Source organism: Pseudomonas gregormendelii (assembly GCF_017114825.1).
Lineage (GTDB): Bacteria > Pseudomonadota > Gammaproteobacteria > Pseudomonadales > Pseudomonadaceae > Aquipseudomonas > Aquipseudomonas gregormendelii.
In genome coordinates this window covers 1-23,377 of the sequence record NZ_JADEVO010000033.1, presented here as the reverse complement: position 1 = coordinate 23,377, position 23,377 = coordinate 1, and the positions used below count along the sequence as shown (strand labels likewise).

19 protein-coding genes and 2 pseudogenes are annotated in these 23,377 nt (G+C 58.9%); 14 read left to right on the top strand and 7 right to left on the bottom strand.

Annotated elements, in window-relative coordinates:
* Positions 1–98: 98 nt before the first annotated feature.
* The 4 genes from IMW75_RS20540 (at position 99) to IMW75_RS20525 (ending at position 5,812) form a co-directional block, all read left to right on the top strand.
* On the top strand, positions 99–3,011 hold the full coding sequence (locus IMW75_RS20540; protein WP_205893579.1) for an aminotransferase: 2,913 nt from the start codon (positions 99–101) through the stop codon (positions 3,009–3,011).
* A gap of 353 nt (positions 3,012–3,364) precedes the next feature.
* Positions 3,365–4,243 (top strand): N-carbamoylputrescine amidase, encoded by an 879-nt coding sequence (gene aguB / locus IMW75_RS20535; protein ID WP_205893578.1) that lies wholly within the window; start codon positions 3,365–3,367, stop codon positions 4,241–4,243.
* Between the two features lie 5 nt (positions 4,244–4,248).
* Positions 4,249–5,355 carry an agmatine deiminase gene (gene aguA / locus IMW75_RS20530; RefSeq protein WP_205893577.1) on the top strand — a complete coding sequence of 369 codons (1,107 nt, stop codon included), beginning with the start codon at positions 4,249–4,251 and terminating at the stop codon, positions 5,353–5,355.
* 244 nt (positions 5,356–5,599) lie between these two features.
* The gene (locus IMW75_RS20525) at positions 5,600–5,812 is read left to right on the top strand and encodes a hypothetical protein (RefSeq protein ID WP_205893576.1); all 213 of its coding nucleotides are present in this window, start codon (positions 5,600–5,602) and stop codon (positions 5,810–5,812) included.
* A gap of 179 nt (positions 5,813–5,991) precedes the next feature.
* Here IMW75_RS20525 and IMW75_RS20520 read toward each other — a convergent pair whose 3' ends face one another.
* Entirely contained in the window at positions 5,992–8,085 is a 2,094-nt protein-coding gene (locus IMW75_RS20520; protein WP_205893575.1) for a TonB-dependent receptor, read from the bottom strand.
* A gap of 381 nt (positions 8,086–8,466) precedes the next feature.
* On the opposite strand from IMW75_RS20520, the gene IMW75_RS20515 reads away from it, so the two are divergent.
* The 5 genes and pseudogenes from IMW75_RS20515 (at position 8,467) to IMW75_RS20495 (ending at position 13,014) form a co-directional block, all read left to right on the top strand.
* Positions 8,467–9,753 (top strand): OprD family porin, encoded by a 1,287-nt coding sequence (locus IMW75_RS20515; protein ID WP_205893574.1) that lies wholly within the window; start codon positions 8,467–8,469, stop codon positions 9,751–9,753.
* A 268-nt stretch (positions 9,754–10,021) separates the two neighbouring features.
* Positions 10,022–11,158 (top strand): annotated as a pseudogene (gene fic / locus IMW75_RS20510) (protein adenylyltransferase Fic).
* 212 nt (positions 11,159–11,370) lie between these two features.
* Positions 11,371–11,592 carry a tautomerase family protein gene (locus IMW75_RS20505; protein ID WP_045061344.1) on the top strand — a complete coding sequence of 74 codons (222 nt, stop codon included), beginning with the start codon at positions 11,371–11,373 and terminating at the stop codon, positions 11,590–11,592.
* Entirely contained in the window at positions 11,589–12,245 is a 657-nt protein-coding gene (locus IMW75_RS20500; protein ID WP_205893573.1) for a DsbA family oxidoreductase, read from the top strand. Before IMW75_RS20505 ends, IMW75_RS20500 begins: the two co-directional genes overlap by 4 nt.
* Before the next feature lie 58 nt (positions 12,246–12,303).
* Positions 12,304–13,014, top strand: a complete 711-nt coding sequence (locus IMW75_RS20495) for an SDR family NAD(P)-dependent oxidoreductase (RefSeq protein ID WP_205893572.1) — start codon at positions 12,304–12,306, stop codon at positions 13,012–13,014.
* 105 nt (positions 13,015–13,119) lie between these two features.
* Here IMW75_RS20495 and IMW75_RS20490 read toward each other — a convergent pair whose 3' ends face one another.
* Entirely contained in the window at positions 13,120–13,398 is a 279-nt protein-coding gene (locus IMW75_RS20490; protein ID WP_205893571.1) for a DUF6124 family protein, read from the bottom strand.
* 277 nt (positions 13,399–13,675) lie between these two features.
* On the opposite strand from IMW75_RS20490, the gene IMW75_RS20485 reads away from it, so the two are divergent.
* Together IMW75_RS20485 and IMW75_RS20480 are read left to right on the top strand one after the other, a co-directional pair.
* Positions 13,676–14,734, top strand: coding sequence for an aromatic ring-hydroxylating oxygenase subunit alpha (locus tag IMW75_RS20485; protein ID WP_205893570.1), 1,059 nt, complete (start codon positions 13,676–13,678; stop codon positions 14,732–14,734).
* A gap of 87 nt (positions 14,735–14,821) precedes the next feature.
* On the top strand, positions 14,822–15,772 hold the full coding sequence (locus IMW75_RS20480; RefSeq protein ID WP_205893569.1) for a PDR/VanB family oxidoreductase: 951 nt from the start codon (positions 14,822–14,824) through the stop codon (positions 15,770–15,772).
* A gap of 9 nt (positions 15,773–15,781) precedes the next feature.
* Here the strand turns inward: IMW75_RS20480 and IMW75_RS20475 are convergent, their stop codons facing one another.
* From IMW75_RS20475 to IMW75_RS20460, 4 genes are all read right to left on the bottom strand, one after another.
* Positions 15,782–16,495, bottom strand: coding sequence for a GntR family transcriptional regulator (locus tag IMW75_RS20475; protein WP_045061350.1), 714 nt, complete (start codon positions 16,493–16,495; stop codon positions 15,782–15,784).
* A gap of 83 nt (positions 16,496–16,578) precedes the next feature.
* Positions 16,579–17,829 (bottom strand): OprD family porin, encoded by a 1,251-nt coding sequence (locus tag IMW75_RS20470; RefSeq protein WP_205893568.1) that lies wholly within the window; start codon positions 17,827–17,829, stop codon positions 16,579–16,581.
* Between the two features lie 67 nt (positions 17,830–17,896).
* Positions 17,897–19,231: an MFS transporter gene (locus IMW75_RS20465; protein WP_205893567.1), complete on the bottom strand. Its 1,335-nt coding sequence runs from the start codon at positions 19,229–19,231 to the stop codon at positions 17,897–17,899.
* A gap of 569 nt (positions 19,232–19,800) precedes the next feature.
* Entirely contained in the window at positions 19,801–20,082 is a 282-nt protein-coding gene (locus tag IMW75_RS20460) for a DUF3077 domain-containing protein (protein ID WP_205893566.1), read from the bottom strand.
* A gap of 1,241 nt (positions 20,083–21,323) precedes the next feature.
* Between IMW75_RS20460 and tnpA the strand changes: the two genes are divergently transcribed.
* The 3 genes and pseudogenes from tnpA to tnpC form a co-directional block, all read left to right on the top strand.
* A complete protein-coding gene (gene tnpA / locus IMW75_RS20455; protein ID WP_205893565.1) occupies positions 21,324–21,641 on the top strand; it encodes an IS66-like element accessory protein TnpA in 318 nt (105 codons plus the stop codon).
* A complete protein-coding gene (gene tnpB, locus IMW75_RS26995; RefSeq protein ID WP_237142305.1) occupies positions 21,638–21,973 on the top strand; it encodes an IS66 family insertion sequence element accessory protein TnpB in 336 nt (111 codons plus the stop codon). Before tnpA ends, tnpB begins: the two co-directional genes overlap by 4 nt.
* A 61-nt stretch (positions 21,974–22,034) precedes the next feature.
* Positions 22,035–23,252, top strand: a pseudogene (tnpC, locus tag IMW75_RS20445) (IS66 family transposase); the annotation flags it as partial.
* A 28-nt stretch (positions 23,253–23,280) separates the two neighbouring features.
* Here tnpC and IMW75_RS20440 read toward each other — a convergent pair.
* The coding region (locus tag IMW75_RS20440; protein WP_146374934.1) for a transposase domain-containing protein at positions 23,281–23,377 on the bottom strand (97 nt) is incomplete at its 5' end.

Below are 23,377 nucleotides of genomic sequence, written 5' to 3'. Positions count from 1 at the left end.
GTGCCGGGTGGCGCGAGGGGTGTGTGATTGTGGGGGGTTGCGTATCGCCCCAAGCAATGGCGATATAAGCGCCTGATCAAATTCTCAGGGGTCGTTGTATGCCGCTCGCCACGTTGATTCATCGCGCCAGTTTGCCCAGCCCACAAGTGTCGGCCGAGCTTGCGCTTGGGCTGCTCGCAGAGCATTACGGGTTGAGCGCAACGCTGCGGGCCCTGGGCAGTCAGCAGGATCTTAATTACCGTGTCGACAGCGATCAGGGGCGCTTCGTCCTGAAAATCTGCCGCGGCGACTATGCCGTGCAAGAGCTGCAAGCCCAGCATGCAGGCCTCAAGCACCTGGCCGAAAAGGCCGGGGTGCAAGTGCCACGGGTTATTTGCGCCAGGAGCGGCGCGGACCTGCTGACCCTGCAAGTGGCCGATCAGACCGTGCATGTGCGGCTGCTGGGTTACATCGACGGCCAGCCGCTGACAGACCTCGATCACCTGCCCGGTGCCGTCGTTGCAGGGTTCGGGCGGCTCTGCGGCGAAATGGACCTGGCGCTGGCCGACTTTGATCATCCCGGCCTGACCCGCACGCTGCAATGGGATGCCCGTCACGCCAATGCGCTGATTGCGCACTTGCTGCCGGTGATCAAGGATGACACGCAGCGCCGGCAAGTCGCCGATGCAGCGGAACGCGCCGAACGGCATCTGCAACCGCTGGTGGACAAGCTGCCGGTGCAGGCCATTCACATGGACATCACAGACGACAACGTAGTCTGGCAACGCGATGCTGATCGCCTGTGGCAATTACAGGGCGTGATCGATTTCGGCGACCTGATCCGTACCTGGCGCATCACCGATCTGTCGGTGACCTGCGCGGCGCTGTTGCATCATGCCGGTGGCGATCCGTTTTACATCCTGCCGGCGGTGCAGGCGTGTCACGCGGTCAATCCACTGGAGCACGCAGAGCTCCTGGCGCTGTGGCCGCTGATCGTGGCCCGCGCCGCCGTGCTGGTGCTCAGTGGCGAGCAGCAGGTGAGCATCGATCCGGGCAATGCCTACAGCCGTGACAACCTGACCCACGAGTGGGAAATCTTTCGCGTGGCCACTTCGGTACCGTTGGAATTGATGGAGGCGGCGATCCTGTCTGCCGTCGGTCAGCACCTGCCGGGCATTGGCAGCGAAGGGTTTGCCCCGCTGCTGCCGGGCCTGGTCGGACGGGAGTTTGCCCTGATTGACCTGGGCGTCCTGAGCCCGCATTTCGAAGCCGGCAACTGGGAACAGCCGGGCATCGATCAGCGCCTGCTGGACGAGGCCGCCGCCTTGCATGAACTGGCGGCCAGTCGTTACGGGCAATATCGCCTGTCGCGCACCCAGCCGGATTCGTTTCGCGAGCCGGACACTTGCCCGCTGCACGTCGAATTAAGGGTGCCAATGGGCACGGCGGTCGAGTCACCGTTTGCCGGCATGGTCCATGAACCCGAGCCGGGTGTGCTGCAACTTGATGGCCCGCAATTGAGCCTGCGGTTGTGGGGCGTCCAGCCGTCGCTGCACACGGGCGCGGCACTGGTCAAAGGCCAGGTGCTGGGTGCGGTGAACGGGCCGCTGAGGGTGCAGCTGTGTCGCGGCGCTTCGCTAAACGCGCCGTTGTTCTGCACACCTTCCCGTGCTGCCGCCTGGCAGGCGCTATGCCCGTCGCCGGCAAGCCTGCTGGGGCTGGCCTGCGATGCGGAACAGGAGCTGGATTCGCAGACCCTGCTGGCGCGTCGCGAGGCCAGTTTCGCCCGCACGCAAAAACACTACTACGTGGACCCGCCGCGTATCGAGCGCGGCTGGCGCAATCACCTGATCGACATGCAGGGCCGCTCCTATCTCGACATGCTCAACAACGTTGCAGTCTTGGGCCATGGCCATCCGCGCATGGCGGCGGTCGCCAGTCGCCAGTGGTCGCTGCTCAATACCAACTCGCGTTTCAACTACGCGGCGGTCGCCGAGTTTTCCGAGCGACTGCTCAAGCTGGCACCGGACTCCATGGACCGGGTGTTCCTGGTCAACAGCGGCAGCGAGGCCAATGACCTGGCCATTCGCCTGGCCTGGGCCTACAGCGGCGGGCGCGACATGCTCAGCGTGCTGGAGGCTTATCACGGCTGGACGGTGGGCGCGGACGCCGTTTCGACCTCGATCGCCGACAACCCCCAGGCCTTGAGCAGCCGCCCGGACTGGGTGCACCCGGTGACGGCGCCGAACACCTATCGCGGCGAATTCCGTGGCCCCGACAGTGCTCCCGAGTACGTGCGCAGCGTCGAGCACCACCTGGCGAAAATCGCCGGGCAGCAGCGCCAGCTTGCCGGGTTCATTTGCGAACCGGTCTATGGCAACGCGGGCGGAATCTCGTTGCCCCCGGGTTATCTGAAGCAGGTCTACGCCCTGGTACGCGCCCAGGGTGGCGTGTGCATCGCCGATGAAGTGCAGGTCGGCTACGGTCGCATGGGCCACTTTTTCTGGGGGTTTGAGGAGCAGGGCGTGGTGCCGGAAATCATCACCATGGCCAAGGGCATGGGCAACGGCCAGCCCTTGGGCGCGGTGATCACTCGCCGGGAAATCGCCGAGGCGCTGGAGGCCGAGGGCTATTTCTTCTCGTCGGCGGGTGGCAGTCCGGTGAGCTGCCAGATCGGCATGGCGGTGCTGGATGTGATGGAGGAAGAAAAACTCTGGGACAACGCTCAGGTCGTGGGCGGGTACTTCAAGGAGCGACTTGAGGCCCTGATCGATATTCATCCGCTGGTGGGCGCGGTGCACGGTTCCGGATTTTATCTTGGGGTGGAGCTGATCCGTAACCGCGAGACCCTGGAGCCGGCGACGCAGGAGACCACGGCACTATGTGATCGGCTGCGCGAGCTGGGGATTTTCATGCAGCCGACGGGGGATTACCTGAACGTGCTGAAAATCAAACCGCCGATGGTGACGTCGCGCCGGAGTGTGGATTTCTTTGTGGATATGCTTTCGAAGGTGCTTGCAGAGGGCCTTTGAACCCTATGCCCATTGCTGTGTTGGGGGTGTGTTGAGGGCGTGTAGGAGCTGTCGAGTGCAACGAGGCTGCGATCTTTTGATCTTAAAAAATACAACATCAAAAGATCGCAGCCTCGTTGCACTCGGCAGCTCCTACGCAGCTCCTACGGGTGTGGGGTCGTCCATGGATATCGATTATTATCGGTGTTTCCAGCGTATATATTCATTTTTCTAAAAATATTCGCTTTTAAAGCCGATTTTTATCGGCTATAAAGTCGCCATTGCCTCGGCATGGTGAAATTCCGCCTGGGCTTCCGCTTTCTGTCATGGGTCGTCGTCACACTGACCCCAGCCGCTTGCCCAGGAGATGATTCATGAGTCGTATCGTTACCGTCGCCGCCACCCAGATGGCTTGTTGCTGGGACCTCGAGGCCAACCTCGAGACCGCTGAAAGGCTGGTCCGCGAGGCTGCAGCCAAGGGTGCGCAAATCATCCTGATCCAGGAATTGTTCGAAGCACCGTACTTCTGCCAGAAGCCCAACGCCGATTACCTGCAACTGGCCACCCCGGTCGAAGACAACGTCGCCATCAAGCACTTCCAGAAAATCGCCAGGGAGCTGCAAGTCGTGTTGCCAATAAGCTTCTACGAGCTGGCCGGCCGCGCGCGCTTCAACAGCATCGCCATCATCGATGCCGACGGCAGCAACCTCGGGATTTATCGCAAAAGCCACATCCCGGACGGCCCCGGTTACCATGAAAAGTATTACTTCAACCCGGGCGATACCGGCTTCAAGGTGTGGAATACCCGCTACGCGAAAATCGGCGTGGGCATCTGCTGGGACCAGTGGTTCCCCGAGTGTGCCCGCAGCATGGCGCTGCAAGGCGCGGAAATCCTGTTTTACCCGACCGCCATCGGCAGCGAGCCGCACGACAAGACCATCTCGTCCCGCGACCACTGGCAGCGCGTGCAACAAGGCCATGCCGGCGCCAACCTGATGCCGCTGATCGCCAGTAACCGTATCGGCAATGAAGAGCAGGACGGGTACGACATCACCTTCTACGGTTCGTCGTTTATCGCCAACCAGTTTGGCGAAAAGGTGCAGGAACTCAATCAAACCGAAGAAGGCGTATTGGTCCACAGCTTCGATCTGGACCTGCTGGAACATACCCGCAGTGCATGGGGCTCCTTCCGTGACCGCCGCCCCAACCTGTATGGTGCTATCAAAACCCTAGACGGTGCCCTGGAGTCCTGATCGTCATGACCACTTTAAACAGCACGCCCCGCGCCGATGGCTTCTACATGCCGGCCGAGTGGGCGCCACAAACCCAAACCTGGATGATCTGGCCAGAGCGCCCGGACAACTGGCGTCTGGGCGGCAAGCCGGCGCAAGCCGCCCACGTTGCAGTGGCCAAGGCCATCGCGCGTTTCGAACCGGTGACCGTGGCGGTCTCCGCCGGCCAGTATGAAAATGCCCGTGCGCGCCTGGACGTGCCGAATATCCGGGTTGTCGAGATGTCCAGCGACGACGCCTGGGTCCGCGACACCGGTCCTACTTTCGTGATCAACAACAGTGGCGAAGTCCGCGGCGTGAACTGGGACTTCAACGCCTGGGGCGGCTTCGACGGCGGCCTCTATTCGCCGTGGAACCGCGACTCGCAGGTCGGCGGCAAGATCCTCGAGATCGAACGCAGCCCGCGCTATCGCACCGAAGGTTTTGTGCTCGAAGGCGGCTCGATTCACGTCGACGGCGAAGGCACGCTCATCACCACCGAAGAGTGCCTGCTCAATCGCAACCGCAATCCACACCTGGACCGCGCTGACATCGAAGCGGTGCTGAGCGCGAACCTGGCTGTGGATAAAATCATCTGGCTGCCGGACGGTTTGTTCAACGACGAAACCGATGGTCATGTGGATAACTTCTGCTGCTACATCCGTCCGGGTGAAGTACTGCTGGCCTGGACCGACGATCCGCAAGACCCGAACTACCCGCGCTGCCAGGCCGCAATGAAAGTGCTGGAAAGCGCCACTGATGCCAAGGGGCGCCCATTCACGGTGCACAAGATGCCGATTCCGGGGCCGCTGTACGCGACCGAGGAAGAATGTGCGGGCGTGGATCCGGTCGACGGCAGCCAGGAACGAAATCCTGGCGTTCGCTTGGCGGGTTCCTACGTGAACTTCCTGATCGTCAACGGCGGCATCATCGCTCCAAGTTTCGACGACCCGCTGGATGGTCCGGCGCGGGAAATCCTGCAGAACCTGTTTCCCCAGCACGAAGTGGTGATGGTGCCGGGGCGTGAGTTGTTACTGGGCGGCGGCAACATTCACTGCCTTACCCAACAGCAGCCGGCGCCGCACAACGAGTGAGTGGGGTTGTAACAGATTGAGTTGACTGGAAAAATTTCAACTCGACGATTTTCCTGCTGACTGACACGAGAGGCCCGCCGTCCATCAGGACTGCGGGCCTTTTTGTGTCCGCTTATCGACAACGTCAACACATTGGCACAGCTCTTGTATCGGTTATGGGGTTAAACAAGGAGGGGAGAACTGCGATGTTCTGTCACAAACCTTGGATAAGTTAGCCGCTCATATACCGGGAGAGAGCGCGGAGATGAACGCCGAAGTCAATGTAGTGAGCGAGCAGGCGTCGCATCCCCTGGCAGTCAACAACGAATCGCTCCAGGTCCTGGCGCACTGGTTGAAATCCAATGGAACGCGTCAGATCAGGGAACCTGATCCGCGCCGGATGATGATCGAGCGCTACCCCGCTGGTTTATTCAGCGAAGCTGAACTGGAAGCGTTGTGGGATGTGATGGAAGGATAAGAAGAAAACAACGGATTGATAAAAGCGCTGCCGGGATGGCGGCGCTTTTTTTTTGCTTTTTAAACGCTGAAGATCAAGTGTGGGAGCGAGCCTGCTCGCGATAGTGGTCTGTCAGAAAGCATCTGCCGATTGACATGGCCTCATCGCGAGCAGGCTCACTCCTACAGGTTTTGCGGTGATCAGAAGCTGTAGGTTCCGGTCACAACCAGGCTACGCGGCGCCCCCGGCTGAATCTGAAACTGACTCGTCGCTGACTCGTAATATTCCTTATCCGCAATATTGTTCAACGCCGCCCGCAAATCCCAATCCTTCTGCCGGAACCCGGCCAATGCATCCCACCGACCATAGCCCGGCATCATCACGGTGTTGAGGTTATCGGCATACCGATCACCCACCAGCGTCAAACCGGTTTCCGCATACCAACCCATCTCCGGTTTCCAGGTCACGAACAGGCTGCCGTTACGCTTGGCCACGTCGCTGATGCGCTTGCCCTCAAAGCCGTTGTTGTCCTTTTCCACCGTCGCATCCTGAATGCCCATACCACCGCGCACATACCAGTTGCCGGTGATACGGCCGGTACCGGTCAGCTCGATGCCGCGGGACCGTTGCTTGCCGGTGAGCAAAGTGATGGTCGGATCCAGCGGGTCGCTGGTGCGCCGGTTGTAGAGTTCCAGTTCATAGATCGCCAGGGTGGTGCTCAGCCGGTCGTCGAGCCAGTCGGACTTCACGCCGATTTCCTTTTGTTTGGTCAGCTCTGGACTCAGGTCATTGCCGTTACCGGTGGCGCCCGGCGTGATGCCGATCAAACCTCCGCCCACCGGCGAGAAGGTCTTGGACCAGGACGCATAGAAGGAATGATCCCGCAGCGGTGTCCAGACAAGGCCTACACGCGGGCTGGTGCTGTGGCTGTCACGGTCTTCGGAAATATTGCGCAGCTGGTTGGTCGATTCGATATCGAAGGTGTCGTAGCGCAGGCCGGCCAACACCTGCCATTGGTCGTTCAGGCGCAGCTGATCCTGCACGTACACCGCGCGGCTCTCGACTTCGGTGTGGTTGTTGCTCGCCACCTGCATGCGCCCGGTATGGCGCAGCTCACGGTTGGGGTTAAACAGGTCGAGTGCCGGCACCGGTGAGCTGCCTGGCCCCGACGTAGCAGCGTTGTACAGCGTCGGATCACGGCGCTGGCTGCCCACTTCAATACCGGTGAGCAACCGGTGTTCCAGGGCGAAGGTGTCGAACCCACCTTCCAGCTCGACGTTGTTGAAAACGTTACGGGTGGTCAGGTCCTGTTGCCAGTGCTGGCGCGTGACCTGGTGGGTGGCCGGGGTGTAGCCGGTCTGGTAGGTGTTATCAAAATCACTGTTGAGCTTGAATACGCCCAGGGTATGGCGAAGCTGCCAGTTATCGCTGAGTTCGTAGCTGAGTTTGGAGCGCAGGGATTGTGACTTGTCGTCGATGAAATCGTGATCGCTGCCGTAGGTGGTACCCCGTCCTACATCTGCCGGGCGGCCATTTACCCCAGGCACGCCACGGTCGGGGGTGCGGTTGTAACGGCTGTACTCGTACTGCACCAGCCAGTTGAGGTCCGGGGTCAGCTGCCAGCTCATCGATGGCGCGAACAGTTGGCGATTGCCGCTGACGCCATCGCGGAAGCTATTTTCGTCCATATTGCCCATGTTCAGGCGCAGGCTGATGTTATCGGTCGGGTCGGTACTCAGGTCGGCGTACAGGCTGCGCAGGTCTTCGCTGCCGCCTTGGGCTTCAATGGTCGAGCGGCGGCCGAATTCTGGCTGTTTGCTGACCCGATTGACGATGCCGCCCTGGCTACCACGGCCATACAGCACGGCTGCCGGGCCTTTGAGCACTTCGATCTTCCCGATGTTGTGCAGGTCGCGCACGTACTGGCTGTCGTCACGAATGCCGTCGAGGTAAAAGTCGTTGCTGGCGTCGAAGCCCCGAATGCGCAGGCTATCAAAACGGGTGTCGGCGCCACTGCTGACGTTGGGAACGCCACTGAGTGCCGTGCCCAGGTCGTTGGTGCCGTAGTCCATCACGTTCGCGGTTTTCACCGAGTCGATGGCCTGGGGAACGTAACGCACCGGTGTCGCCGTGCGGGTCGCCGTGCTGGTTTCCTTCACTCGCGGGTCATCGGCCTCAGCTTCGGCGCTGATGGAAGTCGCCGGTAATGTGGTCGGTGCGGCGTAGGAAAAACCGGCAGAAAGCACAGCTGAGAGACCCAAGCTGAAGGGCACAAGGCGAAAAGGGGCAGGCATTTTGGAGGGCGCGTCCTTAGAATTTTTGGGATGTGGCTGAACGTCGCGAATGATAATGCGTGCTATTTACTTTCGATAATTATTCCTGAAAAGTTCCCTGGTTCGATTGTTACTGATCATGTCAGAAACATTACGTTGATGATTCCTTAGACTTTTTTCGCCTATTCACAGACGATTCTTCAAATTGACACACCGTTAAGGGCGCGGCTAGGATTCGCCCCAACGCCTGTGGCCAACCGCCATGACCGACAAAATAATAAAAGGCCCGCCTCGATTTCTCGTGGGCGGGCCTTTTTGTTTTGCGTTGAAAAAAGAGCGTAACAGCGCCGTTTCAGCCGTTCGGCACAGCGCGTATTAACCGCTTATAAGGAAAAGAACAAAATGTTGAACAAGCGTATCAGCCTGATCGCTCTGGGGATGTTGAGTGCTACACAGGCCATGGCTAACGACCAGGCCGAATCCAAGGGTTTTGTTGAAGACAGCAGCCTCAAAGTGTTGCTGCGCAACGCCTACATGAACCGTGACTACAAAGACGGCAACCCGGACAAGGCCGAATGGGGCCAAGCGGCCATCGGCACCTTCTCGTCCGGCTTCACCCAAGGCACCGTTGGTGTCGGTGTTGACGCCTTCGGCCTCTACGCACTGCGCCTGGACGGCGGCAAAGGCCGCAGCGGCGCTGGCGGTATCGACTTCTTTAAACAAGGCGACAGCGGCGCTGCGGCTGACGACCTGTCCAAGGCTGGCGCTGCGGTCAAATTCCGCCTGTCCAGCACCACGCTGACCTACGGCGACCAGATGCCGGCCCTGCCGGTACTGAGCTACGACAACTCGCGCCTGCTGCCGGAAAGCTACACCGGCACCCTGATCACCTCCAAGGAGATCAAGGGCCTGGAGCTGAACGCCGGTCGTTTCACCGCCGAATCGCGCAAGAGCGCTGAAGGCCGTGACAGCGGTGGCCTGAAGTCGATCAACGTATTGGGCGGCAGCTACCAGTTCACCGAGCAGTTCAAGGCAGCGGTCTACGCTTCCGACGTTGAAGACGTGTTGAAGAAACAGTACCTCAACGCCAACTACGTATTCCCGATCGACAAGGATCAGTCCCTGACCCTGGACTTCAACGGCTATCGCACCAAGCTGGAAGACTCCTACGTCCGTGACAGCGGCGCCACCGGCGACGACAACAAGATCTGGAGCCTGGCGGCCACTTTCGCCACCGGCCCGCACTCGTTCACCATCGCCCACCAGCGCAGTACCGGCGACAGCAACCTGGGCTATGCCTACGGCGGCTATCAGCGCGGCCAAGGTCGTGTGGGTGACGGCGGCAACACCATCTACCTGGCGAACTCCTACTGGTCCGACTTCAACGCTGAAGACGAACGCAGCTGGCAGCTGGGCTACGGCCTCGACTTCGGCACCTTCGGCGTGCCAGGCCTGAGCTACAACTTCGCCTACGTGCGCGGCGACAACATCACCACTTCCACCAGCGAAGGCGGTACCGAGCGCGAAATCTTCAACCAGTTCAAATACGTCGTCCAAAGCGGCCCGGCCAAAGACCTCAGCGTAAAACTGCGCAGCTCGATCCTGCGGGTATCGCAGAAGTCGAGCGAGTACAACGTCAGCGGCAACGAAGTGCGTGTGTTCGTGGATTACCCGATCAACATCTTCTGATGCGGATTTGAGTTTTCGAACATGAAAAAACCCCGACTGGTTCGGGGTTTTTTTATTTCTGGGCGGTGGGTTTTTGTCCGCAGGATGTCATGTCGCTGAAATCGTATTTCGAGAACACGTGTCGCGAACATGTCGTCGGCGGCGACACGTTCCAATAACGTGTCGCAAAAAGTGGAAAATTGCGACACGTTGTCGGCTCATGTCTACACTGGCGACATGAATAAAGCTTTTTTTGCTCAAAAAACGTACAAATCAGCAGGGGCGAACCATGACTGAATCATTGCCGTGGCAGGCTGACAGGCCGTACAACCAGCTTCCCTTGCTACCGCCAGGCATTGAACTGGAGACACGCGCTGTCCTTAAGAAGTGTATTTCTGCTCGTACAGCGCTGGCCGAGTTGAAATAAGCCGCAGAGTTGATTCCGAATCAGACAGTCCTGATCAACACAATTCCCTTGCTGGAGGCGAAGGACAGCTCGGAAATTGAAAGTATCGTGACCACTACGGACCTGCTGTTCCAGCATGCCCAAGACACTGAAAACCATGCGGACCCAGCGACCAAAGAGGCACTGCGCTATCGAACGGCGCTGAGCCAAGGCTTTCAATCCCTGGCTCAACGGCCACTATCCACCAACACAGCCGTAGAAATCTGCCGCACCCTCAAGGGCGCAGAGTTGGGTATTCGTCGCACGCCAGGTACGCAGCTCGCGAACGATCGAACCGGAGAAGTGATTTACACCCCACCTGAAGGGGAGGAGCACCTGCGTAACCTGCTCGCCAACTGGGAGCGCTTTCTGCACAACGAAACAGAACTTGATCCGCTTGTGCGCATGGCGGTAGGACACTACCAATTTGAAGCCATCCACCCGTTTATCGACGGTAACGGTCGCACCGGACGAGTCCTGAATACCTTGTTTCTGATACAGGAAGGCCTCCTCAACCTGCCAATCCTCTATCTAAGCCGCTACATCATTGCTTACCGCGCGGACTACTATCGACTCCTGCTGGAAGTAACGACCCAACAAGCTTGGGAGCCGTGGCTGTTGTTCATGCTGAGTGCTGTGGAAGAGACCGCTCGCTGGACGACGGCCAAGATCGCGGCGATTCGAGCCCTGTCCGAACACACCACTCAATTTGTCCGAGAACAACTGCCCAAGGCCAATACGCGCGAGCTGGTTGATGTGATTTTCGAGCAGCCTTACTGCCGGATCAGTAACGTGGTCGAAAAGAAAATTGCCCAGCGCCAGGCGGCGTCTCGTCACCTCAAGGATCTGGTGGCTATCGGAGTGCTGGAAGAGGTTCAGGTGGGTAAAGAGAAACTCTTTATCCATCCGAAACTGATGCAATTGCTGGTTCGCGATAGCAACGAATTCCGGCGCTATGCAGGGAGCTCCGAGATTTTGTGATTTTTATGGCTGGGCAATAATTATTGCCCAGCCATTCATAATTCCCGTCAATTGCAGTAGAGCGTCCAAAACGGCATGCACCATCGATCTCATTGATTACCCCACGTAACTAATGATGTTCCCGCCCCCATCTTTATCCCCTCCACCCAACGCCCTACATTGAGCTCCAACACCTACCCATCATTCCGAGGGCAGGTCACTGGAGATTCCTCATGCCTTTCGTCAGCGTTCGCATTACCCGCGATGGCGTTACCCCAGAGCAGAAAGCTCAGGTGATCGCCGAAATCACTGAAACCCTGGAACGCGTCCTCAACAAACGCCCGGACCTGACCCACATCGTGATCGAAGAAGTCGACACCGATAACTGGGGCTACGCCGGCATGACCACCACTGCGTACCGAAAACAACTGGCTGAAGAGGAGGGCAAGTCATGACCGCCTCGGTCACCGTCGATTTCGTCTCCGACGTGGTGTGCCCCTGGTGCGCCCTGGGCGCCACGGCGCTGGAGCAAGCGATCGCGAATGTGGCGGACGATGTCTCGGTGCAGCTCACCTACAAACCCTTCGAATTGAACCCCGACATGCCGGCAGCCGGCGAGAAAGCCGTAGAGCACCTGATGCGCAAATATGGCCGCACCGCCGAGGAAGTCGCCGCCGGCAAGGCCATGCAAATCGCTCGCGGGGAAGCCATCGGCTTCAAGTTCGACCTGGAGAAACGCAGCCACTTCTACAACACCTTCGATGCACACCGCCTGCTGTTGTGGGCCTTGCAGCAAGGGCGGCAAATCGCACTGAAGAAGATCCTGCTGCGAGCCTACTTCACCGAGGGCCAGAACCCCAGCGATCAGCAAAGCCTGGTGCGGTTGGCGGTGGAAGCCGGGCTGGATGAGGACGGAGCACGTGAAGTACTGACCTCCGGCGCTTTCGCCAGCGAAGTGCGCGAGCTGGAAGGTTTTTACCGCCAGCACGGCATCAACTCGGTGCCGGCCATGGTGCTCAACGGTCGTCACCTGGTGTCCGGTTCACAGTCGGTCGAGTACTACGAACAGATGTTGCGACAAATGGCCAACGCCCCCGCTGAAGCCTGATTACCTGATTACCTGATTACCTGATTTCTAAACCATCATTTATGAGTAGAGGTTCATCATGAGCAATTCGAAAAAAGTCATCGTTATCACTGGTGCATCCCAAGGCCTCGGCGCCGGCATGGTTAAAGCCTTCCGTGATCTGGACTACCAGGTGGTTGCCACTTCGCGTTCGATCAAGCCGTCCACCGATCCGGACATCCTCACCGTGGCCGGCGACATCGGCGAACCTGAAGTCGCCCAACAAGTCATCCGCGAAACCATCGCCCGTTTCGGCCACATCGACACCCTGGTCAACAACGCCGGGATCTTCGTCGCCAAACCGTTCACGGACTACACCGCCGAAGATTACGCCGCCGTGCTGTCGGTGAACCTGAATGGCTTCTTCTACATCACCCAACTCGCCATCACCGAGATGGAAAAGCAAGGCAAAGGGCATGTGGTCAACATCACCACCAGCCTGGTCGATCATGCGATTGATGGCGTGCCTTCAGTACTGGCGTCGTTGACCAAAGGCGGCTTGAACGCGGCGACCAAATCCCTGGCCATCGAGTACGCCAAGCGCGGGATTCGGGTGAATGCGGTATCGCCCGGCATCATCAAGACGCCGATGCATGGTGAGGAGACTCATGCGGCGCTGGGCAGCCTGCATCCGATGGGGCACATGGGCGAGATCGATGATATTTCGCAGGCTGTGGTGTATTTGGATAGTGCCAAGTTTGTTACTGGCGAGATTTTGCATGTTGACGGTGGGCAGAGCGCTGGGCACTGAGGTTTGGTGCTTCAGCCTTCGACAAACAAAGCCCTCGTTTGAGGGCTTTGTTTTGCGGGGTCGCAACAGGTTTACCTGCAGACCCTATCTCACGCAACGGAACGCTTAGGCGATCGGGTCGAGTTGATCCAGAGCCCGGTTCACCGAGAGCTCTGCCAGCATGAGAATCTGGTGAACGCCCAATAGGGAGTTGCGGCTTGGGCCGGTTTCGCGGTCGGCGATGTCCATGGTGATGACGCTGGCGGAAGCCAGGGATTCGCTGACGGAGCCCAGGAGAGTCTGGATATCGACTGTCGGGTTGATGGTGTACATCGTGGAAGGGGTGCGGGGGGTGGACTGGATATCCAGGCCGTACCTCTGACGATCGTAGCTTCCAGCGAACATACCTAACGCCCAGGTCTCGGACCCCTCAGCCAGTCGGGCCTGCACTTGCTCCGATACCGCTTCACGCCCACAGCGTCGAACGCGTTCTTCGGTGCTCAGTTTGTATTGCGATCCGAGAATGCGGCCTTGGTATTTCGAACTCTGATAACGGTCTACTCCCGAGCTTTCCAGTGCTCATTGGATCCATTAATTCCTATGTTCAGGCTTAATGCTTGACGGATTTGAGAATACTCATATTTAATGGATCCATAAAAACAAGCCTGCGCTGGAGATCTTCATGTATCCGAGAAACACCTGGTATGTCGCCTGCACCCCTGACGAGATCGCCTCCAAGCCTCTGGGGCGGCAAATATGCGGTGAGAAAATCGTTTTCTATCGAGGCCTTGAAGGGCGCGTTGCCGCTGTCGAGGATTTTTGTCCTCATCGCGGCGCTCCCCTCTCGCTTGGTTATGTCGACAACGGCAACCTGGTGTGTGGATACCATGGCCTGGTCATGGGCTGCGACGGCAAGACTGTCGAAATGCCGGGTCAGCGCGTACGGGGTTTTCCGTGCAACAAGACTTACGCGGTCGAAGAGCGTTACGGCTTCATCTGGGTCTGGCCTGGGGAGCAGGACAAGGCTGATCCTGCACTGATCCACCATCTGGAATGGGCTGTGAGTGATGAGTGGGCCTACGGCGGTGGGCTGTTCCATATCAATTGCGACTATCGACTGATGATCGATAACCTGATGGATCTCACCCACGAAACCTACGTACACGCTTCGAGCATCGGCCAGAAAGAGATCGATGAAGCGGCGCCGGTCACCACCGTCCAGGGCAACGAGGTGGTCACCGAGCGGCACATGGAAAACATCATGGCCCCGCCGTTCTGGCGAATGGCCCTGCGTGGCAACAATCTGGCCGACGACGTGCCGGTAGACCGTTGGCAGATCTGCCGCTTCAGCCCGCCCAGCCACGTGTTGATCCAGGTTGGCGTGGCCCACGCCGGCAAGGGCGGTTACCACGCCGAGCCGCAACACAAGGCCGCGAGCATCGTGGTCGACTTCATCACCCCGGAGACCGAAACGTCGATCTGGTACTTCTGGGGCATGGCACGCAATTTCAATCCCGGCGACGAAGCCCTGACCGCCAGCATTCGTGAGGGCCAGGGCAAAATTTTCAGCGAAGACCTCGACATGCTCGAGCAGCAGCAGAAAAACCTGCTGGCCCATCCCGAACGCAACTTGCTCAAGCTCAACATCGATGCCGGGGGCGTGCAGTCCAGGCGCGTGCTGGAACGTCTCATCGCCCTTGAACGAGCGCCGGCGGTCGAGCTGATCGCGGCGGCCAAATAGCCAAGGGCATTGCCCTTTAGCGCTACGCCAGTCCCTCCCAAAGATCCTGTTCGCGGCCACTGCGGTGGCCGGTCTTGAAGGTGCGCCATGATTGAAGTCGTCGTGTCATCCCGCAACAACGAAGCGTTGGATATCTGCAGCTACGAGTTGACCTGTGCCCAAGGCGGGGCATTGCCCGTCTTCAGTGCCGGGGCCCATATCGACGTGCACCTGCCCGGCGGACTGATCCGCCAGTACTCGCTGTGCAATCACCCGCAAGAGCGCCATCGCTACGTGATTGGCGTACTCAGGGACGCCGCCTCGCGCGGTGGTTCCCAGAGCCTGCATGAGCAGATCAACAGTGGCGATCGGCTGATGATCAGTGAGCCGCGCAATCTGTTCCCGCTGGTGGCCGAGGGACGGCGCAGCCTGTTGTTCGCCGGCGGCATCGGCATCACCCCGATTCTGTGCATGGCCGAGCAACTGGCCCATAGCGGCGCCGATTTCGAGCTGCACTACTGTGCTCGCTCCAGTGAACGTGCGGCGTTTGTCGAACGGCTCAAAGGAGCATCCTTTGCCGATCGTGTGCACCTGCATTTCGATGAACAAGCCGATTCTCGCCTGGACGCCGCCAGGGTTCTGGCCAATCCGCAGCCTGACGTGCACCTGTATGTCTGCGGCCCCTCAGGCTTCATGCAGCATGTACTCGACAGCGCAAAGGCTCAGGGCTGGAGCGATGGGCAGTTGCACCGTGAATACTTCGCCGCGGCACCGGTGGATACCGCCGGCGACGGGACGTTCCAGGTCAAGCTTGGCAGCAGCGGGCAGGTGTTCGACATTCCCGCAGACAAGACGGTGGTCCAGGTGCTGGAAAGCCACGGTGTCGAGATTGCCATTTCCTGTGAGCAGGGCGTCTGCGGAACCTGCCTGACCCGTTTACTGGAGGGGGTGCCGGATCACCGTGACCTGTTCCTCACCGAAGACGAGCAAGCGGCCAACGATCAGTTCACGCCCTGCTGTTCGAGAGCCAAATCCGCGTTATTGGTGCTGGATCTCTGAACGAGCCGGTCATTCGCCGCGCGCGATGACTTTTACCCGCTCGCCATTGCCAATTGCTCCGAACACTTCGGCGTAGCGCAGCGTGGCGTTGGCGTGTTCACGCATGATGGCTTCAGCGCGTGCGCCCTGGCGGCTGACCAGCGCGTCGTAGACCGAGTGATGTTGCATGTGCGCGAAGTTGAAGCGCCGGTACTCACGCGCCATGTCTTCACGATCGATCGCCAGCGCTGACACTGAGGCAAAAGGGCGATGGTCGTTGCGCGACAGGGCTTCGGCAATGGCCGGGTTGGCGCTGCTGGCGACGATCACCTGATGAAAACGCATATTGAGGTCATGGAATACCTCAAGGTCTTCTTCAGTCACAAAGCCTTTGTCGAACAGCGCATCGCCCTGCACCAGGCATTCGAGCAGCGCCGCCTGCGCTTGCTCACTCAAACCGCGCTCGGCGCTCTGCCGCGCCGCCAGCCCCTCCAGCACCCCGCGTACCTCCACGGCGCCGGCGATATCGTCGGCGCTCACCGAGCGTACCTGATAGCCCCGCCCGCCATGGCGCACCAGCAAGCCTTCCTGTTCCAGGGTCAGGAAGGCCATGCGCACCGGCATGCGCGAGACGCCGAAGCGTTCCGCCGTCGGAATCTCCATCAGCCGTTCGCCGGCCGCCAGCTCGCCCGAGGCGATCATTTTGCGCAGTGCGACCAGCACCATTTGACCTGGTTTGCTCATGCAGGCGACTTCCAGTGAGGGGTCGCCATAGTAACGCAAGGAGAGGGGGAGATGCAGGGGCGCCAGGCGCCCCTGGGCGGAGGTCAGAGTGACAGTGGGTAGCTGACGATCACACGGGTCTGATCGAAGTCACTGTTGAAACTGCGGCGGTTGGTGGCGTTGTTCACCCGCAGGCTGAGGTTCTTCAGCGGGCCACTTTGCAGGGTATAGCTGAGCTCGGTGTCGCGCTCCCATTCCTTGCCATTGCTGCCAGCCTTGGTCGTCGCGTTGTCGCCATGACCGTAGCGGGTCATCAGCTGCAGGCCGGGAATACCCACGGCGACGAAGTTGTAGTCATACCGAGCCTGCCAGGAACGTTCATCGGCGTTGCTGAAGTTACCGTTGAACATGTCATTACCCAGGGTGCGCCCACTGCTGCCATACACGGACATCCAGCCGGTATCGCCGCTGACTTTTTGCAGCCCCAGATACAGGGTATGGCCACCCAGGTTGGCCGAGAACAGCCCGTAGGCGGTATGGCTTTGCACGTTGCCGATACGCGCGCTGCCGTCATCCTTGTCGATGAAATAGCCCAGGTTCGCGCCGAGGGTCCAGTCACCGAATTTCTGTTTATGCAGCAGGTTCAGATAGCTTTGCTGATAGATGTCTTCGAGCTGCGAGTGCCAGGCGCCAATCAGCGTTTGTTGTTCGTTGAAACGGTATTCGCCGCCCGCGTAGTTGAAACTGTCCGACATGACGGTGGGAGCCGCCCAGGCCGAGAGGTCTTGCATGTCCGAGGAGTTACGCAGGCTCACGGCGGTGAATTGACCTGCCTGCAGGCTTAGGCCAGGGAGCTCTCGGGACACCAGCGTGGTGCCCTGGAAGGTCTGTGGCAGCAGGCGCCCGTCATCGTAGCGCAGCAGCGGAATATCCGGCATGAGCTCGCCGAGCATCAATTCGGTTTCGGAAACACGCATTTTTGCCGCCACCCCCGCGCGCCCGTAGTTGTCAGCGGCGTGACCATCGTCGTGCACCGGCAACAGCTCCGATCCGGAGCGTTGAGGGCCGCTGTCGAGCTTGACGCCAAACATGGCTATACCGTCCAGGCCAAAGCCGACCACACCAGGGGTATAACCGGAACTGAACTTGAGGATCGCGCCCTGGGCCCATTCCTCGATCTTGCTCTTGCTGGCGCCGGGATCGTTGAAGTCCCGATTGAAATAGTAATTTCGCAGCGTCAGGCTGGTCTTCGAATCCTCGAAAAAACCGCTGCTTTCAGCCTGCGCCGAAGGAATCAGGGCAAGCGCTATTGCACCGCCGAGCAGCGCCCGGGGAGGGAAGGAGAGGTAAGTCATTATTGTTATTTTCCTGAAGGATGTAGTCAGAAGCGGGGACCGACCCCGCTACCTCTTTGCAAAGGTGTCAGGCCTGGCTGAGCTGAGTGCCAGGCTGTGGTTGGGCGGCAGGCCGCAGCGCCAACAGCACAGCGGCGGCGATGACGAAAACCACGGCAAACACCCCATACAGGTGCAGGGGTTGCCAGCCGCCGTCCAGCAACAGACCGGCGACCGTCGGCGAAAGAATCGCGCCAATGCGGCCGATACCGATGCCCCAACCCACCCCCGTCGCGCGCACCGAAGCGTCATAGACAATCGGCGACAACGCGTACAGGCCCGCCACACAGCCGTTGGCAAACAGGCCGATCAACAGCCCCAGGCCGAGCGCCATTGACACCGATGAAGCCGAGCCGACGAACAACACCAGCAAGCCTGCAGTCACCAACATGAACAGCGACAGCACCCGAGTCAGCCGCCAGCGCGAGGCCATGGCGCCAATCAATGCCGCGCCAAAAATACCGCCAACACTCAGCAACACCCCGCCGCTGATGCCTTGTTGTGCCGACAGCCCTGCCGCGACCAGCAGCTTCGGCGTCCAGCTCATCACGAAGTAGAAGCCGAACATCACCAGGAAGAACAGCAGCCAGATCAGCAGCGTGGTGCGCCGCGAGTCCGGTGAGAGCAACTGCGCCAGGCGTCCGCGGCCTGAAGTCGGCGCTGTCATGGCGAGGGGCAGGGCGCCCAGCGCCGGCTGGCCGAGGCGGGCGGCCAGACGATTGATCCGGGCCAAGGCATTGACGGGACGGCGGGCGATCAGAAAATCCAGCGACTCAGGCAAATACAGCAGCACCAGGGGAATCACCGCCAGGGTCACCACGCCACCGAAGATAAACACCGAGCGCCAGCCAAAGTGCGTCAGCAGCCACACCGACAACAAGCCCCCAAGCGTCGCGCCCAAGGCATAACCGGTGGACTGCAGGCTCACCGCCAATCCTCGCCAGCGCTTGTTGGCGTACTCACTGGCAATCACATTACTGCTGGCCAGGATCCCGCCAATACCCAGGCCGGTCAGCCCGCGCATGAGCGCCAGCTGCAAGGGCGTCTGGGTCAGCGCGGACAACAGCATCCCGACACCCGAGAGCAGCAAGCAAAACAGAATCAAAGGGCGACGACCAAAGCGATCCGCCCACGGGGCAATGAACAAAGAGCCCGCTGCCATGCCAAACAGCCCCGCGCTAAACAACAGGCCAATCTGCGCACCGTTCAGGCCCCATTCGGCAGACACCGAGGAGGCCGTGAAGGCCATGACCAGCACGTCGAAGCCATCAATCATGTTCAGGACAATGCAGATGCCCACGGCCAGCCACTGGAATGGCGCCATGGGGCGCTCGTCCACCACTCTCTTGAGATCGACGGTCATGGTCGGCCCTCGAAACGAGGCTGTGCACAGGTAAGGCTGGAATAGCAGACGCAGGTGGCTGCAAGCCAAGGCTTGAGCCAGATCGAGAAGTCACTCATCACGACAGACACCCTTGTTATTTTTATGGGCGGGCAGGTGGGGTACCTGACACCGTGTGGTGGCAGTCAATCAATTTATGGATCCATTGAGAAGTGGGTTTCGGAAAAATGTTAGCTGTATATTTTCTAATTTATAATAAAAACATTATAAATCAGCAATTTATACTGTTTATGAAAGTGTTCGATTATCGGTCGGATTGGGTGTTTTGTCTTTAGGGGATCCACTAATTGCCGGCGAGGGGCTGTTTTGGTAGACCCCGGGGACCCCCCCCGAAAACGATCGGGCTAGGCATCATTCGCGATCAACCCCGAATCAGCAGGAGCCCCGCTGCAGAAGGCCCGATTTGGATGACCCCCTGTGGAAGGCCTCCTGTGGGAAATACCTCTGTGGGAGCAAAGCTTGCCCGCGATAGCGCCAGATCATCCACAACAAACCCAAATGACCCAGCACCATCGCAAGCCCACCTTTGACTAACCCCCAGAAACCCCTCGCTCCCGCATCAAAACCTTCACCGAATCATCAACCAACGCCTTACCCATAGACACCAGATAATGCGCAGCCCAAGCATGCCGCCCATTGCCCTTCGCATAAGCCGCATCCTCAGTCAGCGACTTGGCAAGGCAAAGAAAATCAGAAGCCATCGATAACGCATCGGCAATGGGCACACCACCAATGACGTGAAACATCGCTTGATTACCGAGGTAGATCGCGGGGGTAAAGCCGATGGTTTTGAGTTCTGGATTGTCGGTCATTTGCCACCTCCGGTGATGGAGAGGACGTGTGGGAGGGTGGATGGTGGGGCGTTACGCAACCGGGAGCCGCGTAGAGGGGAAAGCCAAATTTCGAACGGATTTATGCTGCGCATAGTGAAGCTCCTTAATTTGAAGAGCTGCCACAATTCGTTACCAAGCGAATGGGTGACAGCTGTGCGCAGGTTGGTAAACCGGGAAATCAAGGAAACCGGCACGTCCGAAGACGTCCCACGCACAGCCGCCATTACGCATATCGCAGGCGAAAAAAAAGCGCCTGCGAACGCATAGCACTGTTGCGCAGTGATTTACCTCGGGTTACCAAGCCCGGTCGCTGAATTGGCAGCGACGGCGTCATGGTATCGCGAGCGTTCATCGCCCTGCAACCACCGATAACTTTGGACTGGCTTCTGAAATTCGCAGAATGAGGTCATCTGCGCTCCTTTTGGCTCATCGATGGTCTTGATGAGACCGCTAAGATCCCAAGACTAAGATGGGCGAAACGTAGCTCTCGGCCGGAGGCGATCCGTAGACTCCCCAGCTACTTAGACGTAATTTGTGCAGCAACCCAGATGCGCTACTTACCCCTGGTTTTTCTTCAACCGCGCTATGCAGCGCTTCGCATCACCCCTTGGACGACAACGAATGAATCTAACGCTTCATATGGCAGCTAATGGGCATCTGGCGCTTGATTTCAACGAGTTGTCAGAGGCTGGTTGGCTATCGATAGCTGAAGCGCTGACCAGTCTCCAAGGGTTGAAACGCGTAGGCTCACCCGTCACAGCTGTTAGTGAACAAATTGACCACGATTTCCAGTGTGCTGAGTTCAGCCTTGCGTCGGGTTGGGACAACTGGTCTGGGCACTACTAGCTTTCAGACTCTATGGCAGGCGATGTATTTCTGAGAAAACTATTCGACCGGTTTCGTGCGTGATTACAGTGTTTTTTGGATTGGCAGTAAGCCTATTAGCCATTGCCGCGGCTGCATTAGAGCGTTTTAGGCTTCGCGACAGTCAGCAATCGGCCAGAAGCAGCCGTTCAAGTCATTCAGCCCTAAACCAAAGATAACCAGTGAGCAGCTTCAATACGTGCTCAGCCGCATAGGGTCATGAGCTTGATCAGCAACGAAGCTAAGCTGAAAACTGGTAAGCGTCCAGCCAACACACCTTCCGAACTCCAGCATTAAGGGCGATGGTGTCCGCGTATTTTTAAGCGGACGCGATAGCCCTTAACGTCAGGATTTCAATGCGCCAACGAAGCTCTTACCCCAAACCGTTCAAAGGCCAAGTTGTTCAGGAGTGCCTGCAACCCGGTGCTTCCATTTCCAGCGTTGCCATTACCCACGGCATCAACGCCAACGTCATTCGCAAGTGGCTGCCGGTTTACCGAGATCGGTCAGCAGCGGCGCTGCCGGCATTTGTTCCTTTGAGGGCTTCGCCTAAACGGTCGGCTGAGGCATTGGCGATCATTGAGCTTTCCGTTGGTGAGCAGTCAATCACGGTGAAGTGGCCAACCTCTGATCCTGAAGGGTGCGCACGATTCATCCGTGGACTCGCTCAATGATCCGCATCGATTCCATCTGGCTCGCCACCGAGCCGATGGACATGCGTGCCGGTACCGAGACCGCGTTGGCTAGAGTTATCGCGGTGTTCGGTGCGGCGAAGCCGCACTGTGCTTATCTCTTCGCCAACCGCCGCGCCAACCGGATTAAAGTCCTGGTACATGATGGCGTGGGCATCTGGCTTGCGGCGCGACGATTGAACCAAGGCAAGTTTCACTGGCCAGGTATCCGGCACGGATCGGACGTCGAACTCGACAACGAGCAACTTCAGGCCTTGATACTGGGCTTGCCTTGGCAGCAGGTAGGCGCGGGCGGCTCGATCACAGTGCTTTAACGGCTGCCATTAGCCTATCGGTCTATCGCCGCGAACCGCCTGCTCTGGCAAAATCCTGGGCATGACTTCTTCGCCCAATCTCGACCAAATGTCCCCCGACCAACTGCGTGCTTTGGCAGCGCAGTTGCTGTCGCAAGTCGACACCATGGTCAAGAAAATCAATCGCGACCAAACGGTCATCGAGAAGCTGACCCACGAGATCGCACAACTCAAGCGTTTAAAATTTGCCAAGCGCAGCGAGCAGTTGAATCCGCAGCAGGCGAGCTTGCTAGATGATCTGATCGATACCGATATCGCGGCGATTGAAGCAGAGCTTCAGGGCTTGCAAACAGTGCCAGCGGCGACCGAGAAAAAGCAAAAGCCCAAGCGCACTGCGTTGCCAGCCGAGTTTCCACGCACGTTGATCCATCACGAGCCTGACAACACTCACTGCCCATGTGGCTGCGCACTGAAACGCATCGGTGAAGACGTCAGCGAGAAGCTGGACTACACGCCCGGCGTGTTTACCGTTGAGCGCCATGTCCGTGGCAAGTGGGTCTGCGACGACTGCGAAACGCTGATCCAAGCGCCGGTGCCTGCGCAGGTCATCGACAAGGGCATCCCGACTGCCGGGCTACTTGCCCACGTCATGACCTCAAAGTTCTCTGACCATCTGCCTCTTTACCGCCAGGAATCGATTTTCGGTCGAGCGGGCTTGGCGATTCCACGTTTCACTTTGGCTCAATGGGTTGGCGTTACTGGTGCGCAGTTGCAGCCTCTGGTCGATGCGCTGCGCGACGTAGTGCTCGGGCAGCAGGTCGTCCACGCCGATGAAACACCGGTGCAGATGCTCGCCCCAGGCTCGAAGAAAACCCATCGCGCGTATGTCTGGGCCTACGCCACCAGCCAGTTCTGCGAAACGGCAGCTGTCGTTTATGACTTCAGCCCCAGCCGCGCCGGTGAACATGCTCGCAACTTCCTGCGAGACTGGAGGGGCAAGCTGGTCTGCGATGATTTTGGCGGCTACAAGGCCAGCTTTGAATTTGGCGTGACCGAGATCGGCTGCATGGCGCATGCGCGGCGCAAATTCTTCGAACTGCATGCCACGAACAAGAGCACGCTCGCCGAGCAGGCCCTGCGCTACATCCAGTTGCTTTACGAAATCGAAAGTGAAGTCCGCGATCTGGAACCGGATTTACGCCGTCGAATACGGCAAGAAAAGGCTGTGCCTGTGATGGAAGCGCTGCATGCCTGGATGATCGCCCAGCGCGATCTCGTGCCCGAAGGTTCAGCTATCAGTATGCGTCCGGGCATCACATCTTGCGTGATTAAACCGGCTGCCACTTATGCGGAAGCAACTGCTCGATTTCACTCGCCCGCTGCGTTGGCAGGCGCGTGAGAACATCCTTTAGATAGGCATACGGA